General features: G+C 65.1%; 18 protein-coding genes. 11 read left to right on the forward strand and 7 right to left on the reverse strand.

Annotated features, from left to right (window positions below; all coding sequences use genetic code 11):
• Positions 1-34: 34 nt before the first annotated feature.
• Both ACKWRH_RS08550 and ACKWRH_RS08555 read right to left on the reverse strand, forming a co-directional pair.
• On the reverse strand, positions 35-187 hold the full coding sequence (locus ACKWRH_RS08550) for a hypothetical protein (RefSeq protein ID WP_166082130.1): 153 nt from the start codon (positions 185-187) through the stop codon (positions 35-37).
• 145 nt (positions 188-332) lie between these two features.
• Positions 333-881, reverse strand: a complete 549-nt coding sequence (locus ACKWRH_RS08555; RefSeq protein WP_015688264.1) for a cupin domain-containing protein — start codon at positions 879-881, stop codon at positions 333-335.
• Between the two features lie 150 nt (positions 882-1,031).
• Between ACKWRH_RS08555 and ACKWRH_RS08560 the strand changes: the two genes are divergently transcribed.
• Complete coding sequence (locus ACKWRH_RS08560) at positions 1,032-2,360, forward strand: aspartate aminotransferase family protein (RefSeq protein ID WP_445220132.1); 1,329 nt, start codon at positions 1,032-1,034, stop codon at positions 2,358-2,360.
• Between the two features lie 70 nt (positions 2,361-2,430).
• Positions 2,431-3,696: a D-amino acid dehydrogenase gene (locus ACKWRH_RS08565; RefSeq protein WP_445220133.1), complete on the forward strand. Its 1,266-nt coding sequence runs from the start codon at positions 2,431-2,433 to the stop codon at positions 3,694-3,696.
• 157 nt (positions 3,697-3,853) lie between these two features.
• Here the strand turns inward: ACKWRH_RS08565 and ACKWRH_RS08570 are convergent, their stop codons facing one another.
• Positions 3,854-4,507: a helix-turn-helix domain-containing protein gene (locus ACKWRH_RS08570; RefSeq protein WP_445220134.1), complete on the reverse strand. Its 654-nt coding sequence runs from the start codon at positions 4,505-4,507 to the stop codon at positions 3,854-3,856.
• Here ACKWRH_RS08570 and ACKWRH_RS08575 point away from each other — a divergent pair.
• The 5 genes from ACKWRH_RS08575 to ACKWRH_RS08595 are packed head-to-tail and all read left to right on the forward strand — an operon-like array spanning position 4,398 to position 8,152.
• The gene (locus tag ACKWRH_RS08575) at positions 4,398-4,637 is read left to right on the forward strand and encodes a hypothetical protein (RefSeq protein WP_445222649.1); all 240 of its coding nucleotides are present in this window, start codon (positions 4,398-4,400) and stop codon (positions 4,635-4,637) included. The two genes, ACKWRH_RS08570 and ACKWRH_RS08575, sit on opposite strands and share 110 nt — an antisense overlap.
• A 49-nt stretch (positions 4,638-4,686) precedes the next feature.
• Positions 4,687-5,445 (forward strand): ABC transporter substrate-binding protein, encoded by a 759-nt coding sequence (locus ACKWRH_RS08580; RefSeq protein ID WP_445220135.1) that lies wholly within the window; start codon positions 4,687-4,689, stop codon positions 5,443-5,445.
• A gap of 26 nt (positions 5,446-5,471) precedes the next feature.
• Positions 5,472-6,125, forward strand: a complete 654-nt coding sequence (locus ACKWRH_RS08585; RefSeq protein WP_014497665.1) for an amino acid ABC transporter permease — start codon at positions 5,472-5,474, stop codon at positions 6,123-6,125.
• Complete coding sequence (locus tag ACKWRH_RS08590) at positions 6,122-6,853, forward strand: amino acid ABC transporter ATP-binding protein (RefSeq protein WP_445220136.1); 732 nt, start codon at positions 6,122-6,124, stop codon at positions 6,851-6,853. The genes ACKWRH_RS08585 and ACKWRH_RS08590 overlap by 4 nt, the downstream gene beginning before the upstream one ends.
• 12 nt (positions 6,854-6,865) lie before the next feature.
• Positions 6,866-8,152: an NAD(P)/FAD-dependent oxidoreductase gene (locus ACKWRH_RS08595; RefSeq protein ID WP_445220137.1), complete on the forward strand. Its 1,287-nt coding sequence runs from the start codon at positions 6,866-6,868 to the stop codon at positions 8,150-8,152.
• A 56-nt stretch (positions 8,153-8,208) separates the two neighbouring features.
• On the opposite strand, the gene ACKWRH_RS08600 is transcribed toward ACKWRH_RS08595, so the two are convergent.
• Positions 8,209-8,439 (reverse strand): hypothetical protein, encoded by a 231-nt coding sequence (locus ACKWRH_RS08600; protein ID WP_445220138.1) that lies wholly within the window; start codon positions 8,437-8,439, stop codon positions 8,209-8,211.
• 91 nt (positions 8,440-8,530) lie between these two features.
• Positions 8,531-10,120, reverse strand: coding sequence for a gamma-glutamyltransferase family protein (locus ACKWRH_RS08605; protein WP_445220139.1), 1,590 nt, complete (start codon positions 10,118-10,120; stop codon positions 8,531-8,533).
• Positions 10,121-10,249: 129 nt separating this feature from the next.
• On the opposite strand from ACKWRH_RS08605, the gene ACKWRH_RS08610 reads away from it, so the two are divergent.
• The gene (locus ACKWRH_RS08610; RefSeq protein WP_445220140.1) at positions 10,250-11,023 is read left to right on the forward strand and encodes an enoyl-CoA hydratase-related protein; all 774 of its coding nucleotides are present in this window, start codon (positions 10,250-10,252) and stop codon (positions 11,021-11,023) included.
• A 180-nt stretch (positions 11,024-11,203) separates the two neighbouring features.
• On the opposite strand, the gene ACKWRH_RS08615 is transcribed toward ACKWRH_RS08610, so the two are convergent.
• Positions 11,204-11,380: a hypothetical protein gene (locus ACKWRH_RS08615; protein ID WP_445220141.1), complete on the reverse strand. Its 177-nt coding sequence runs from the start codon at positions 11,378-11,380 to the stop codon at positions 11,204-11,206.
• Positions 11,381-11,389: 9 nt separating this feature from the next.
• Entirely contained in the window at positions 11,390-11,623 is a 234-nt protein-coding gene (locus ACKWRH_RS08620; protein WP_014497658.1) for a DUF6894 family protein, read from the reverse strand.
• A gap of 207 nt (positions 11,624-11,830) precedes the next feature.
• Between ACKWRH_RS08620 and ACKWRH_RS08625 the strand changes: the two genes are divergently transcribed.
• The 3 genes from ACKWRH_RS08625 (at position 11,831) to ACKWRH_RS08635 (ending at position 15,952) form a co-directional block, all read left to right on the forward strand.
• Positions 11,831-13,900 carry a PQQ-dependent sugar dehydrogenase gene (locus ACKWRH_RS08625; RefSeq protein WP_445220142.1) on the forward strand — a complete coding sequence of 690 codons (2,070 nt, stop codon included), beginning with the start codon at positions 11,831-11,833 and terminating at the stop codon, positions 13,898-13,900.
• On the forward strand, positions 13,857-14,798 hold the full coding sequence (locus ACKWRH_RS08630) for an SMP-30/gluconolactonase/LRE family protein (RefSeq protein WP_445220143.1): 942 nt from the start codon (positions 13,857-13,859) through the stop codon (positions 14,796-14,798). Before ACKWRH_RS08625 ends, ACKWRH_RS08630 begins: the two co-directional genes overlap by 44 nt.
• A gap of 128 nt (positions 14,799-14,926) precedes the next feature.
• Positions 14,927-15,952 carry a histone deacetylase family protein gene (locus ACKWRH_RS08635; protein ID WP_445220144.1) on the forward strand — a complete coding sequence of 342 codons (1,026 nt, stop codon included), beginning with the start codon at positions 14,927-14,929 and terminating at the stop codon, positions 15,950-15,952.
• Positions 15,953-16,087: the final 135 nt, after the last annotated feature.

Raw genomic sequence — 16,087 nt, forward strand, 5'->3', positions numbered from 1 at the left:
GCGGGACGGGATCTTCTCGTTCCGCCGCGTCCTGCTAATGCAGTTTCTTGCGGAGCGCCTTCAGCGCTTCTCGCTGCGTCTCGATGTAGTCGGCAATAGCCTTACGCAGCTCCTGCGAATGGAGCTTGTCGGTGTCGCGCTGCACTTCATCGAGCGCAGCCTCTGCATTGGCGAGCGTGATCTTCATCTGCGAGCCCAGTCATGAAGCGGCGCCGGAATGTCTCTCGGCTTGGGTTCGCAACATATAGAGGATCGGATCGCGGAGATTGAGATGCCTCAAGATCCGTAAGATACCGGTGGCTCCGTAAAATTCCGGATAACCTTGACGCGCATCAAAACGTCGGCGGCGTGCAGGCCGAGATCACTTCGCACGGCTTGCCGCCGACGCAGCGGAAGCGATGCGGACGACGGCTCTCGAAGTAGTAGGCATCGCCGGGATTGAGGATGCGGCGCTCGTCCTCGACGGTGACTTCGAGCTTCCCCGAGATCACGATGCCGCCTTCCTCGCCGTCATGGACGAGGTGAACGCGCCCGGTGTCGCTGCCGGGCTCGTAACGCTCTTTCAAAATCTGCAGGCTGCGGCCGAACAGATTGTCGCCGATCTGGCGATACGAGATCGGCTTCTTGCCGACCTCGGTCAGCTCTTCGGACCGGTAGAAGATCTTGCGCCGTGACTCCGGCTCCAGTGCGAAGAACTCGGCGAGCCCCATCGGGATGCCGTCGAGGATGCGCTTGAGCGCGCCGACCGACGGGTTCATCTGGTTGGATTCGATCAGCGAGATCGTCGAATTGGTGACCCCGGCGCGCTTGGCGAGCTCGCGCTGCGACAGCTTGTGGTGCGCCCGGATGAATCGCAGCCGTCCACCGATGTCGACGCTCATGCCCCTGGTCCCTGTTGCAGGTGTTGCGGATCGCGCAAATATGGACCGGTAGCCCCAGTGAAATCAATGGCTTGCGGGTCACCAGAAAAGGACTTGTTGCGCTTTGGAAGCCGTGCCTCTGCTATCCGGGTCAGCAAAGGAGCGTGGCCCGTGACCCTTCATCAGATTCCGAACACTATCAAGACCGACTCGTTCTGGATGCCGTTCACGGCCAACCGTCAGTTCAAGAAGGCGCCGCGCCTGTTCTCCTCGGCCGAGGGCATGCACTACACCACCGTCGACGGCCGCAAGGTGATCGACGGCTCCGCCGGCCTCTGGTGCGTCAATGCCGGCCACGGCCGCAAGCAGATCGCCGCCGCGGTGGAGCGCCAGCTGATGACGCTCGACTTCGCGCCGTCGTTCCAGATGGGCCATCCGCTGGCATTCGACTTCGCCGAGCGTCTCGCCGAGATCGCGCCGAAGGGCCTCGACCGCGTTTTCTTCACCAATTCCGGCTCCGAGTCGGTCGACACGGCGCTGAAGATCGCGCTCGCCTATCACCGCGCCAACGGCCAGGCGAGCCGCACCCGCCTGATCGGCCGCGAGCGCGGCTATCACGGCGTCGGCTTCGGCGGCATGTCGGTCGGCGGCATGGTCGCCAATCGCCGCGCCTTCGCGACCCACCTGCCGGGCGTCGACCACATCCGCCACACCCACGATCTCACCCGTAACGCCTTCGCCAAGGATCAGCCTGAGCATGGCGCCGAGCTCGCCGACGATCTCGAGCGTCTGGTCGGCCTGCACGGCGCCGAGACGATCGCGGCCGTCATCGTCGAGCCGGTGCCGGGCTCGACCGCGGTGCTGCCGCCGCCGAAGGGCTATCTCAAGCGTCTGCGCGAGATCTGCGACAAGCACGGCATTCTGCTTATCTTCGACGAGGTCATCACCGGCTTCGGCCGCCTCGGCACGCCGTTCGCCGCCGACTTCTTCGGCGTCACGCCGGACCTGATGACGACGGCCAAGGGCATCACCAATGGCACCATTCCCTGCGGCGCGGTGTTCGCGAGCCGCAAGGTTCACGACGGCCTGATGGTCGGCCCGGAGAACCAGATGGAGCTGTTCCACGGCTACACCTATTCGGCGCATCCGACGGCCTGTGCCGCCGGCATCGCGACGCTCGACATCTACAAGGACGAGGGCCTGCTCACGCGCGGTGCGTCGATCGCCGGGTACTGGGGCGATGCGCTGCATTCGCTGAAGGGCCTGCCGAACGTCGTCGACATCCGCAATTGCGGCCTGATGGGCGCGGTGGAGCTGTCGTCGCGTGACGGCACGGTCGGTGCGCGCGGCTACGACGTCATGGTCGATTGCTTCAATCGCGGTCTGTACTTCCGCATGAGCGGCGACTCCTTTGCGTTGTCGCCCCCGCTCATCGTCGAGAAGAGCCATATCGACGATATGGTCTCGATCCTCGGCGAGGCCATCAAGCGGGTGGCCTGATAATTGCTCTCGCCGTTGCGGAGTTTGTTCTTGCAGCGGCGAGCGTGATGCCGCGGGAGTTTGACGAAGCGTGAAAGTTCTGATCCTCGGCAGCGGTGTCATCGGTGTCACCTCTGCCTACTACCTTGCGCGTGCCGGTCATGAGGTGACGGTCGTCGACCGTCAGCCGGAGCCGGCGCTGGAGACCTCTTTCGCCAATGCGGGCGAGGTGTCGCCCGGCTATTCCTCGCCTTGGGCCGGCCCCGGGGTGCCGGTGAAGGCGATCAAATGGCTGCTGATGAAGCATGGCCCGCTGGTGATCCGGCCGAAGCTCGATCCTGTGATGTGGGTCTGGCTCTCCAAGATGCTGCGCAACTGCACCAGCGCGCGTTACGCGGTCAACAAGAGCCGGATGATCCCGATTGCGGAATACAGCCGCGATTGCCTGCGCGACCTGCGCCGCGACATCGGCATCCAGTATGACGAGCGCTCGCAGGGCACACTGCAGCTGTTCCGCCACCAGGCGCAACTCGATGGCACCGGTGAGGACATCGCCGTGCTCAAGCAGTATGGTGTTCCTTTCGAGGTGTTGAGCCGGGAGGGCTGCATCGCGGTCGAGCCGGCGCTCGCCGCCGTGAAGGAGAAGTTCGCCGGCGGGCTTCGCTTGCCACAGGACGAGACCGGCGACTGCCACATGTTCACGCAGGCGCTGGCCAAGCATGCCGAAGCGCTCGGTGTGCGCTTCATGTTCAACACCGGTATCGATCGCATCGTCACGGATGGCGCGCGCGTCAGTGGTGTCGTGACCAGTGTGGGCACGTTGCAGGCCGACGCCTACGTTCTCGCGCTCGGAAGCTGGTCGTCGCGGCTCGTTGCACCGCTCGGCATCTCATTGCCGGTCTATCCGGTGAAGGGCTATTCGATCACGGTGCCGATCAAGGACGCCGCCGGCGCGCCGGAATCGACCGTAATGGACGAGAGCTACAAGGTCGCGATCACCCGCCTTGGCAATCGCATCCGCGTCGGCGGCACTGCCGAGATCTCCGGCTATTCGAGCCAGCTCTACGACGCCCGCCGCGCCACGCTCGATCATTCGCTGACCGATCTGTTCCCGCGCGGCGGCGATCTCTCCAAGGCGACGTTCTGGAGCGGCTTGCGTCCGATGACGCCGGACGGCCCGCCGGTGATCGGCCCGACGCAATACGCCAATCTGCACCTCAACACCGGCCACGGTACGCTCGGCTGGACCATGTCCTGCGGCTCCGGCCGCGTGCTCGCCGACATGCTGTCGGGCAAGAAGCCGGAGGTCGATGTGAGTGCGCTGACGGTGGACCGGTACAAGTATCGGTTCGGGTAAAGTCTATCCACTCGTCACTGCGAGGAGCGTAGCGACGAAGCAATCCAGAATGTCTCCGCGGAAAGACTCTGGATTGCTTCGCATCGCTCGCAATGACGATGTTGAAGCGCCGCGGCTCTCCTTACTTTCGCTGTGCGCGGTGGAAGGTGAGCAGGGCTTACCCCGCTCCCGTTACGCAGTTCACCCACAGCACCACCGCCTTTGCATCCTGCGCCGGATTTGAAAACCGGTGCGGCCGGCGGCTGGCAAACCGAAAGCTGTCGCCCGTCTTCAGCGACCACGTCTCGTTGTCCACCGTTAGCATCATCTCGCCTTCGAGCACGAGGCCAGCCTCTTCGCCGTCATGGGTGTAAAGCTCGTCACCGGTGGAGCCGCCGGGCTCCAGATGCACCAGGAACAAATTGAGCCGGTTGTCGCTGCTGGCCGGACTCAGCAATTGCTTCGACACCCCGGTGCGCCAGAGTTTCAGTTCGGGACGTTGCAGCCCGCGCGTCACCACCTGGTCGGATGCGCCGTCGGTGTTCGGGCTCGCGCCAAACAACGCGGCGATGCCGACGCCGAGTACATCGGCGAGCGTTGCCAGCACGCGCAGGGAGGGCGAAGACAGGCCGCGCTCGATCTGGCTGAGGAAGCCGATCGACAGGTCCGTGCGTGCGGCCACTGTCTCCAGCGAGAATTGCCTGATACGCCGGAGATCCCGGATGCGGCGCCCGACCGCGACATCCATCGCGGGCTCGGCCGGCTTGGCCTTGACCGGCACCTTCCTGGCCTTCACCGTCCTCGCCGGCCTTGCGGCGGCCGGTTTGCGCATTCTTTTGCCACCGCTCACGTCAAACCGCTTCCTTCATGTGCATGAAAACCGCTTGCATCGCCCGCGAAAGTGTGACCAAATTTTCATATTGGTGAAAATAGGCCGAAACGGCTTGGCCCGCAACGTCTGATCACGACATGCGCGAGCGCCGACATCGGCCAAGCCCAAAGGGGGATGCGATGAAGCGTTTTGGTCTGGCCGCGGTCGCGGCGCTCGCGATTGCAGCGGTGATGCCGGCTTCGGCGCAGCAGGTGCTGAAGGTCGGCTCGACGCCGACAGGCATTCCTTTCACCTTCCTCGACACCAAGACCAACACGATCCAGGGCATCATGGTCGATCTCGTCACCGAGATCGGCAAGGACGCCGGCCTCAGCGTGCAGATCGAGCCGATGGCGTTCTCGGCGTTGATCCCGTCGCTGACATCGGGCAAGATCGACATGATTGCGGCGGCGATGTTCATCACCGCGCCGCGCAAGGAGGTCGTCGACTTCTCCGATCCGATCTACACCTACGGCGAGGGCCTGGTGGTCCCGAAGAGCGACACCAAGGCTTATGTCACGCAGGATGATCTGAAGGGCGAGACGGTCGGCGCCCAGGTCGGCACCGCCTTCGTCGATGCGCTGAAGAAGTCCGGCCTGTTCGCCGACGTCAAGGTCTACGACACCATCCCGGACATCCTGCGCGACGTGAACACCGGTCGCCTTAAGGCCGGCTACGCCGACTATCCGATCCTCGCCTACAATCTGAAGCAGGGCGGTTTCCCCGAGGTACGTCTGGTCGACGGCTACAAGCCCGTCACCGTCGGCTCGGTCGGCATCGGCGTCCGCAAGGGCGAGGCCGCGCTGCTCGGCAAGATCAACGCCTCGCTTGCGAAGCTGAAGGCCAACGGCACCATCGACAAGATCCTCGAAAAGTGGGGTCAGAAGGCGCAGGGTTGATCGACAGAGGCTGGTAAGGCTGACCGATGAAAGGCTTCTGGCACGACGCCGTCGAGTTCTTCCCGATCCTGATGAGCGGCGTCGCGCTGACGATCGTCGTCACCATCGGCTCGCTGCTGCTCTCGACGGTGCTGGGCCTGATCTGGGCGATGATGCGGGTCTCGGGCATCAAGGTCCTGTCGATGCTCAGCGCCAGCCTGATCAACGTGATCCGCGGCATCCCGATCATCGTGCTGTTGTTCTACCTCTATTTCGTGATGCCGGATCTCGGTGTCACGCTGTCGGCCTTGCAGGCCGCGATCCTCGGGCTCGGCATCGCCTATTCGGCCTACCAGGCCGAGAATTTCCGCGCGGGCATCGAGGCGATCGACAAGGGCCAGATCGAGGCGGCGCAGTCGATCGGCATGGGCTGGTGGCTGACCATGCGCCGCGTGGTGCTGCCGCAGGCGGTGCGCATCGTGCTGCCGCCCTACGGCAACGTCATGATCATGATGCTGAAGGACTCGTCGCAAGCCTCCACCATCACGGTCGCCGAGCTTGCCCTTCAGGGCAAGCTGATCGCGTCCTCGACCTTCAAGAACACCAACGTGTTCACCCTTGTGGCGCTGATGTACCTCACCATGAGCATCCCGCTGATCCTGCTGGTCCGTCACTTCGAGAAGCGGGCGGGCAAGAAATGATCGAGCTCACCGACGTCCACAAGAGCTTTGGCCAGAACGAGGTGCTCAAGGGCATCACCGCCTCCGTCCAGAAGGGTGAGGTGGTCTGCATCATTGGCCCCTCGGGCTCCGGCAAGTCGACGATCCTGCGCTGTATCAATGGGCTGGAAAGCTACGACCGCGGCGAGATCAACGTCGAGGGACTGAAGGTCGACCGCGATGCGCCCTCCATCGTGAAGGTGCGCACCCAGGTCTCGATGGTGTTCCAGCGCTTCAACCTGTTCCCGCATCGCACCGTGCTGGAGAACGTCGTCGAAGGCCCGCTGTTCGTAAAGAAGGAGCCGCGTGCGCAGGTGCTCGAGCGCGGCCGCGCGCTGCTCGGTCAGGTGGGCCTCGCCGAAAAGGCCGATGCGCATCCGCCGCAGCTCTCCGGCGGCCAGCAGCAGCGCGTCGCCATCGCGCGCGCACTCGCGATGCAGCCAAAGGCGATCCTGTTCGATGAGCCGACCTCGGCGCTCGATCCCGAACTGGTCGGTGACGTGCTCGGCGTGATGCGCAAGCTCGCCGATGACGGCATGACCATGGTCGTCGTCACCCACGAGATGGGCTTTGCCCGCGACGTCGCCGACCGCGTGCTCTTCATCGACGGCGGCGTCATCGTCGAGCAGGGGCCGGCCAAGGCGCTGCTCAACCAACCCCAGCATCCGCGCACGCAGGATTTCCTGCGCAGGGTGCTGCATCCGCTCTGATCGGTCCTCGTCATGACTACGCGCCTGCCTCTGCCGCCCTCGCTCTATGCCGACACCGCCGTCGCGCCGGTTGCCACGCCGCCGCTCGATGTCGACAAGACCGTCTCCGTTGCTATCGTCGGCGGCGGCTACACCGGCCTGTCCACGGCTTTGCATCTGGCGGAGCAGGGTGTCGAGGCGCTGGTGCTGGAGGCGCAGGAACCCGGCTGGGGCGCATCGGGCAACAATGGCGGTCACACCAATCCCGGCCTGAAGCATGACCCCGATCAGATCGAGGCCGATTTTGGCGCAGAGCTCGGCCGCCGCATGGTCGAATTCTCCTACGGCACGACCAATTTCACGCACGACCTGATCCGCCGCTACCAGATCCCCTGCGAAGCGCGGCAGAATGGCACGCTGCGCGCGGCCTACAACGAGGCCAGCGCCGCCGCGATCGAGAAGACGGCGGAGCAATGCATCCGCCGCGGCATGCCGGTGCAATATCTGAGCCGCGAGCAGTTGCGCGAGATGACCGGCACGGAGCGCTACATCGGCGCGATGCTGGACACGCGCGGTGGCGATCTGCATCCTCTCAGCTACGCCCGCGGCCTCGCGCGCGCCGCGATCTCCGCGGGCGCGAAGGTCCATGGCGAAACGCCGGCGCTGTCGCTCCGTCGCGACGGCGCGCGCTGGCGCATCGAGACGCCGCGCGCGGTGGTGCATGCCGACAAGGTCCTGCTCGCCACCAACGGCTTCACCGACGATCTCTGGCCGGCGCTTCGCCGTACCATCGTGCCGGTGTTCTCCTCGATCGCCGCCACCGCGCCGCTCTCCGACGCGGTTGCCCGTTCGATCATGCCGACACGGCCGGTGCTCTACGAGAGCGGCCACATCACGGTCTATTATCGCATCGATCAGCACAATCGCCTCTTGATGGGCGGCCGCGGCCCGATGCGCTGGATCAAGTCGCCCAACGACGTCGCCTATCTCATGCGTTATGCCGAGCGGCTATGGCCGCAGCTCAAGAGCGCCGCCTGGACGCATGGCTGGAACAGCCGGCTCGCCATCACCAAGGATCATTATCCCCATGTGCACGAGCCGGCGGAAAACATCCTGATCTCGCTCGGCTGCAACGGGCGCGGCGTCGCGCTCTCGACCGCGATGGGCGCGCAGCTCGCGCGCCGGCTGATCGGCGGTGCCAAGGCTGAGATCGACATGCCCGTCACCGGCATCAAGCCGATCCCGATGCACGCGTTCTGGCCCTTGGGGGTTACGACTGCCGTGATCGCGGGCCGGGTGCGGGACCGGCTGGGCGTTTGAAGAAGAAGGCGTCGCCCCGTCAGGAGCGACGCCTTGCATGACTTGCGGATAGGGCGTCAGCAGCGACCCTGTTTCCACTGGCCGGGCGGGCAGCCCATGCCGCGCCAGCCGACCTTGCGCCCGTGGTGCCATCCGGGAGGAGTGGCATGGCGATGTCCATGGTATCCGCCATGATGGCCGTGACCATGGCCATGACCATGTCCGTGGCCGCCCCTGGCGAATGCGGCGTTTGGCATGGTGAAGCCGGCCGCGATGATCAGTGTTGCGGCGAGCGCAAGTTTCTTCATCCGAAATTTCTCCTGTTAGGCACGCATCTGTCCGTTCGACGAACGAACATCGATCGCGGTGTCGCGCGCAAATGCGGAGGAGTCGTGACGCTTAGGATTCGGCGACAGCGTCGGCCCAGGGCTGGAAGATCTCGACCGCGCCGGAATTCGTATCGCCCTCGCGCATCACCACGCTGGGGCAGGCGAACTTCTGCGGCAGGGCCTGCACTTGCGTCTCTTCATAATCGAAGCGTGCAGCAAGTGTCTTGCGCACGTCCGCCGGCAGTCTGATGTCGCCGATTACGACCGCGCCTTCGCTGGCGTCGATGCGCGGTTGGTGGATGGCCCTGTCGAGGTCCATGCCGAAATCCATCGCAAAGGACACGAGCTGCATCACGGACGGCAGGATGCGGCGGCCGCCGGAGGCGCCGACCGCGAGACGCCTGCCGTCCTTCGTTTCGGCGATGACGGGTGTGTAGTTGCAGAGGCAGCGTTTCCCGGGAGCGAGCGAGTTGGTGGTGCCCGGCGTCGGGTCGAACCACATGATGCCGTTGTTCATGGCGATGCCGGTGTGCGGCGTCACGTATTTCGAGCCGAAGGATGAAAGCAGCGTCTGCGTGACCGCGGCGATGTTGCCGTGGCGGTCGACCACGGAGAAATGCGTCGTGCAGGCGGGCGCCAGATATTCGGCGCCGAGCGAGCGCTTGCCGTCGGCATCGCCCATGTCCTTGAGCCGCTCGCGGAAGGCCGCTTGCAAGGCGAGCGCATATTCGCTGTAGGTGGTCGCGTCGGGTGCGCTTCCCGGCTTCAGGCTCTGCTGCAACAGGCGCAGCGCATGCGCCATGGTCGGTCCGGCCGTGAGCTCCGGCGTCGCATACACCTTGCCGTCGCGATAGGGGATCGCCAGCGGCTCGCGCAGATGGGCGCGAAACGCGGCGAGATCCTCCACCGACAGCGAGCCACCGTCGGCCTTGATGTCGGATGCGATGCTTTTGGCGAGGTCGCCCTGGTAGAAATCGCGCGGACCGGCAGCGGCAAGGTGCGACAACGTTGCCTTCAACGTGGCCAGCGGCAGCCGCGTCTCGGACTTGATGCCCCACGGCGCGCTCGGCGGCAGGCCATCCTTCAGGAAGGTGGCCGCGCTCGCGGGATAGCGCCGTAGATCGGCTGCCGATGCCGCGATCGTCAGCGTGGTCCACCAATCGACCAGCAGGCCTTCGCCGGCGAGCGCGGCGGCCGGGGCGACCAGGTCCTTCCACGGCATTTTGGCGTAGCGGCGATGTGCCTCCTCCATGCCGGCGACGACGCCGGGCACGGCGACCGAGCCGGGGCCATGAATGTTGCGGTCGTCCTTCACCCGCGGCCACGGAAACAGATCGGAGGCCGCGCCTTCGCCGCTGAGCGGGTAGTCGGTGGTGCGCAGGCTCTGTGGCGCGCACATGCCGTAGTCGATCACCTCGGTGCGATTTTCCTTGGCGCGGTAGAGCACCATCGCGCCGCCGCCGCCGATGCCGCTGTTCCAGGGCTCCAGCACGTTCAGCGCAAAGGTGGTCGCGACGATCGCGTCCACGCAGTCGCCTCCTGCCGCCAGCACCTGCGCCCCCACTTCGGCCGCGCGCCGCGATTGCGAGGCGACGATGCCGCCCTTGGATTTGACGGCGGGTTTGCGGACGGTTTGGTTGAGGCTGAATTGATGAGGCATGATGTCGTGTTGATCTCTGGGATTCGGTTGTTCTGGCTTCGTTGCGCTGACGCGCAAGCTGCAGCATTGGCGGGGCGCGCGAAGGATGGCACATTGCCGCCAACGAGAAAATCCAAAGGGAGACGCGACATGGCAGGTGTGAAACAGGCGCGGGATGGCGCGCTTGGGATCTTGACGCTCGACGAGCCGGCAAGCCTGAACGCGATGACGCCGGACCTGCTCGGCGCGCTCGCTGCCGCCGTCGCGGAGATGACCGGGGATGAGGACGTCCGCGCCCTGGTCCTCACCGGCGCGGGACGCGGTTTTTGCTCAGGACAGAATTTGAAGGCGTTGGAAGCGCTGGGCGAGGACATCGCCGCCGGCGTGATGCGCTTCTACTGGCCGGCGTTCAAGGCGTTGCGCGAATGCCGCGTGCCTGTCGTGGTCGCCGTCAACGGCGTCGCGGCCGGCGGCGGCTTCAGCCTTGCGATGGCCGGCGACATGATTGTTGCGGCGCGGTCGGCGAGCTTCATCCAGGTGTTCAGCCGCATCGCCCTGGTGCCTGATCTCGGTTCGACCTGGCTGCTGCCGCGGCTGGTCGGCCGGCAGCGCGCGCTCGAGCTGATGTTGCTGAACGAGCCCCTGACGGCCGAACGCGCGCAGGAGATCGGCCTGGTGCGGCAGGTCGTCGACGACGCGAAGCTGATGGACGAGGCGCTGGCCCTGGCGCGCCGTCTGGCGGACGGTCCGACGCGCGCTTTGGTCGCAACGCGTGCGCTTGTCGAGGAGAGTGAGCATGCGGCTTACGAGGCGCAGTTCCGCCGCGAGATCGAGGTCCAGGCCACGATCCGCAAGAGCGCCGACGCCATCGAGGGCCGCACCGCCTTCGTCGAGAAGCGCAAGGCGAAGTTTACGGGGAAGTGAGGTGGGACACGCTTCCTCGTGCCGTCATGGCCGGGCATAGCCGTCCGAAGGACGGCGTCGCTTCGCTCGCCTATGTCCCGGCCATCCACGTCCTTCGTGGCCGCCAAAAACGTGGATGCCCGGGACGAGCCCGGGCATGACGATGGAGAAACCGTTAGCGGGAATTCCAGGAAGCCGCGCTCAGAGCCTGCGATCCAGCCGGCTGGCCTGATACTTGGCGTGCCATTTCGGGCCAGGCCCGCGCATGTAGTGAAGCTCGGGGCGGTAGGGGTTGCCTGCGATCCGCACCAGCTTCTGCCACTTGGTGGCGACGAAGTTGAGGGGCTGGCGGAGCAGGGTTAATGAAGCGAACAGCACGGCATCACCTCAATGCGGCTTGCCGAGCATGGCGGTGAAGGGAAGGTCGAAGATCTCCTCGCCGTCGGAGCCGCTGACATGGATCACCCAGTCGCGCCAGTCTTCGGCACCCGGGGTGTAGATCATCGAGTGCATGATCTGCGCCGCACGGTCACGCGCCTCGGTCAGGCTGGCCACCGCAGTGCCGCTGCGATCGATCAGCGTGCCTTCGGTGTTGGAGCAGTGAAAATAGACCTGGACCATATCCGTCTCCTGTCGGGAGCGATTGGGATGGCAAATCGATACCACCCGAGGCCTTCGCGAAACATTCGGGGCGAGCCCGGTAAGGGAATTTACGGAGATTGGTCGCTGCGAAGGCCCGAGCGGGTTTGATCACAGGGGGGTGATGATCAACTGGACGGCGTTCCCATGGCATGGAACAACTTTGGACCGAAAGTCCGGGGAATCGCCGTGAACCAGCTCACATTCTGGCATGAACGCCGAAGCCTGTTTGCGGCGATCGTCGCCGGAGCGCTGTTCGGTCTTGCCCCGGGAGCCTCCTCCGAACCGGTGAGGAAAAGCGGCTATGCGATCGGCACGGAAGCCTGCGGCAGCGGCGATCTCGCCTTTCCCAAAATCCAGATCGACATGAAGGCGGGATTTTGCGCCGGTCTCGTCGCCAGCGAAGAGGATCGGCTGAAATTTCCTCGCTCGATCATCCAGGTGCCGGGCCGTGACCTGTTCGTGGTGGCCGACATGGGGGGCTGGGGCCACACCGATGGACGGCTGCTGCTGCTCGATCCGCATGCGCCGCAGGGACAGCGGTTCAAGGAGCTGCTGACCGCAATCGAATATCCGTTTGGTCTCGTGATTGGCCCGGACAAGAAGCTGTACGCCTCGACCGCGGAGGCGATCTTCCGGTTCGATCCGCTCGCCAACAATCCCCGCAGCACGGTCGAGACCATCATCCGGCACATGCCCGGTCGCCGGATCACATTGCCTGACGGCACCAGGCTCGACGAGAGTGCACATCCGCTCAAGCAGTTCATCTTTGACAGGAACGGGCGGCTGTTCGTCAATGTCGGCTCGCACAGCGACGACTGCATGACGTCGGCGCCGATCACAAGGCCATGCGCAGCGGCCGAGGGCGCGTCCGCGATGGCCTCGATCTGGCTGTTCACACCGCCCGCAGGCGGCACCTTCCCGGCGTTGAAGCCGGCCGATCCCGACCCGCCGCACACCGTCTATGCGCGCGGCCTGCGCAATTCGATGGCGCTGGCGCTGCATCCGAATTTTCCCGATCCCGGCTACGCCTTCCTGCAAGGCGAGAACGGCCGCGACCTGCCCGACATCTTCAAGCCGAACGAGGAGATCAACGCGATCGAGCAGGGCAGGCATTATGGCTGGCCCTATTGCTTCGACCTGTCGACGCCGAGCCCAGAATTCAAGCTCGTCCTGCAATCCGGGGTCTACAAGTCGCTCTGCACGGCCAATGCGCTCTACAAGGCACCGTTCTCGCTGATGCCGCCGCACGGCGCGCCGCTCGCGATGCTCTATTATCACGGCGCGAAATTCCCCGAGCTGGAAGGCAAGCTGCTGGTCGGCCTGCACGGCTATCGCCCGACCGGCAGCCGCGTCCTCGTCTATGACGTCGACGACCATGGCTTCCCGAAGCCCGCCCCGGCGCCGGTGCGCTATCACGTCAGTTGCACGGCCGATCCAACCCACAGTTTTCAGACCGACGCCGGCAACGTCGCCGCCGCGCCGTTCGACGAGCTGATCGCAGGCTGGCACCGCGTCAACGGCGCGCGGCCGCAAGGAGCGCCTGTCGGCATGACGGTCGCGGAGGACGGCGCAATCTGGCTGGTCGAGGACAAGAACAAGACCGTGGTCCGCATCGACCGCGCCGCGGGTGACGCGCCGGTGCCGCTGCCTTGCGACATGCGCAGCCAGGCGATGATCGACCAGCTCGCGGCCTTCGTCGCCAGGGACGCGCAGAACAGTGTCCGGCTCACCACGTTGCGCCAGGGCCTCGTCGAGAAGCATTGCGTTGGCTGCCATTCGGATTTCGGCCTGAAGGCAGGGCAATCGGATGCGGAAAAGGACGCGACGGTGCTGCGCTTCATGCTGTCGCAGGACGGCTGGATCTATCCGGGTGATCCAGACTCCGGCAAGCTGCGCACGCGGCTGCGCGGTATCGGCGCCGAGAAGCTGATGCCGCCGGGCGGCGAAAGCCTGCCCAGGACCGAACCCGGTTACACGCGCCTGCTCGATACCGCGGACCTGCTGGTTGCGAAAATGGTTCCGGGCACGCGGATGCGGATCAAGTCCGGCCCGCCGCAGCGCAAGTTCTTTGGCAAGACCAACAAGGAATGCGGCGAAATACCGGCCGCCAAGGTCGTTGTCGTGACACAAAGGAGCGCTGTAGACAAACCCGGCTTCAGCCGATTCTTCCGGCCTGCCGATCCCTTTCTGAATGGCGAGTGCAGCGACGACGATGGCTATTACATCCGGCAGGAATTTCTGGTGCCTGTGCAGTAGCGTCCTTCTCGTCATCGCGGCATCGCCGGCCCATGCTGAAACAAAGCTGTTTGAAAGCGTGCAGGTGACGCCGCCGGGCGAATACACCTTCGGCATCGAAGGGCCCGCGGCCGATCTCGACGGCAATCTCTTCGTGGTCAACTTTGGCAAGCCCGGCACTATCGGCAAGCTGCCGGCGGGCGGTGCGGCTTCGGAGCAATTCACGGCACTGCCCGAGGGTAGCGTCGGCAACGCCATCCGCTTCGCGCGTGACGGCACCATGTTCATTGCCGACTACAAGAAGCACAACATCTTCGCGATCCCGAAGGGCGCGAGCGAGCCCTTCGTCTGGTTTCATTCCGACGAGATGAACCAACCCAACGACATCACGGTCGCGCGCGACGGCACGATCTATGCGAGCGATCCGAACTGGAAGGGCAGGGAAGGCCACATCTGGCGTATCGCCAAATCTGCGGACGGCACGGTGCAGGGGCAGGTGATGCCGGCGCCGCGCGCGATGGGCACCACCAACGGCATCGACCTCAGCCCTGACGGCAAGACGCTCTATGTCGGGGAATCCAGCAGCGGCCAGATCTGGTCCTACACCGTCAGCGGCAACGAGCTCACCGGCGCAAAACTCGTCAAAGCCTTTCAGCCCGACACCGTCGACGGCTTGCGCACTGACGTCAGCGGCCGCCTCTATGTCGCGCGCATCCTCAAGGGCACCATCGCGGTGATGAAGCCCAATGGTGCGGTCGAGCGGGAGATCGCGCTGAAGGGCAAGGAGCCGACCAATCTGGCCTTCGGCGGCAGCGACGGCAAGACCGTCTTCGTCACCCAGCGTCAGGGCGGCTTCGTCGAGTCCTTCCGCACCGACCAGCAGGGCCGCGAGCACTGCCTCCAGCGCGGGCGCTGCTAGAGCGTCACAGGCGGTCTGCCTCCGGCGCAGTGCAGCACCAAAGCGGCGGCATTCTTCTTGCTTGCATCTGGCCGCCGCAGGCATTTAGACATCTGTGGGCATCGTCAACGCGACCACGGAGTGTTTGAGTGAAAGCCGTCCATACCGAACTGCATCGCTGCCACGATCCGCAATTCTTCCTGGTTCGCGGTGTCGTCAAGCGTACCACGGAACAGCCCGAGCGCGCCGATCGCCTGCTGAAGGGGTTGAAGGACGGCAAGCATCAACTGGTCGAACCGACGACATTCGGGCAGGGGCCGCGTGCGCGGATTCACAGCCCGGAATATCTGTCGTTCCTCAGCGAAGCCTGGGACGCCTGGACCGCGCTCGGCGATTCCGGCCCGGAGATGATCGGCAACATCCATCCCGTGCGTCACGCCGCGACCTACCCCACCCACATCGTCGGCAAACTCGGCTGGCACACCGCCGATACCGCGGCGCCGATCGGTCCCGGCACCTGGGCCGCGGCCTGCGCCGCCACCGACGTTGCGGTTACGGCAGCGCAGATGGTGATGGACGGCGAGGATGCGACCTATGCGCTCTGCCGTCCGCCCGGCCACCACGCCTACCGCGACATGGCCGGCGGCTTCTGCTTCCTCAACAACAGCGCGATCGCCGCGGCGCATCTGCGGCTCAAGCATGAACGCGTCGTGATCCTGGACGTCGACGTCCATCACGGCAACGGCACGCAAGGAATCTTCTACGCACGCCCTGACGTCTACACGGTGTCGATCCACGCCGACCCCATCGCGTACTATCCTTATGTGTGGGGCTACGCGCACGAGCGCGGCGAAGGACCCGGCCTCGGCGCCAATCTCAACATCCCCCTGGCCATCGGCACCGGCGACGACGGCTACATCCAGGCGATGGACGTCGCGCGCAGGGCGATCGAATCCTTTGCCCCAGGCGCCCTCGTCATCGCACTCGGCCTCGACGCCTCCGAGCATGATCCGCTGAAGGGCCTCGCCGTCACCACGCCCGGCTTCCGCCGCATCGGCCAGGCCATCGCGAAGCTGGGCCTGCCGACCGTGTTCGTACAGGAGGGCGGCTATCTCTCGGATATTCTGGGCGCGAACCTGACCTCGGTGCTGGCCGGGTTTGAAGAGGCGCGGTGATCTTCATCTCTCACCGCGTAGGCCGTCATGCCCGGGCTTGTCCCGGGTATCCACGAGCTTTGCGCCGGGTAAGACGTGGATGGCCGGGACAAGCCCGGCCATGACGCCGTGGAAGCTTCAACGCCCATAATGCTA

This window comes from Bradyrhizobium sp. Pa8 (assembly GCF_052588265.1).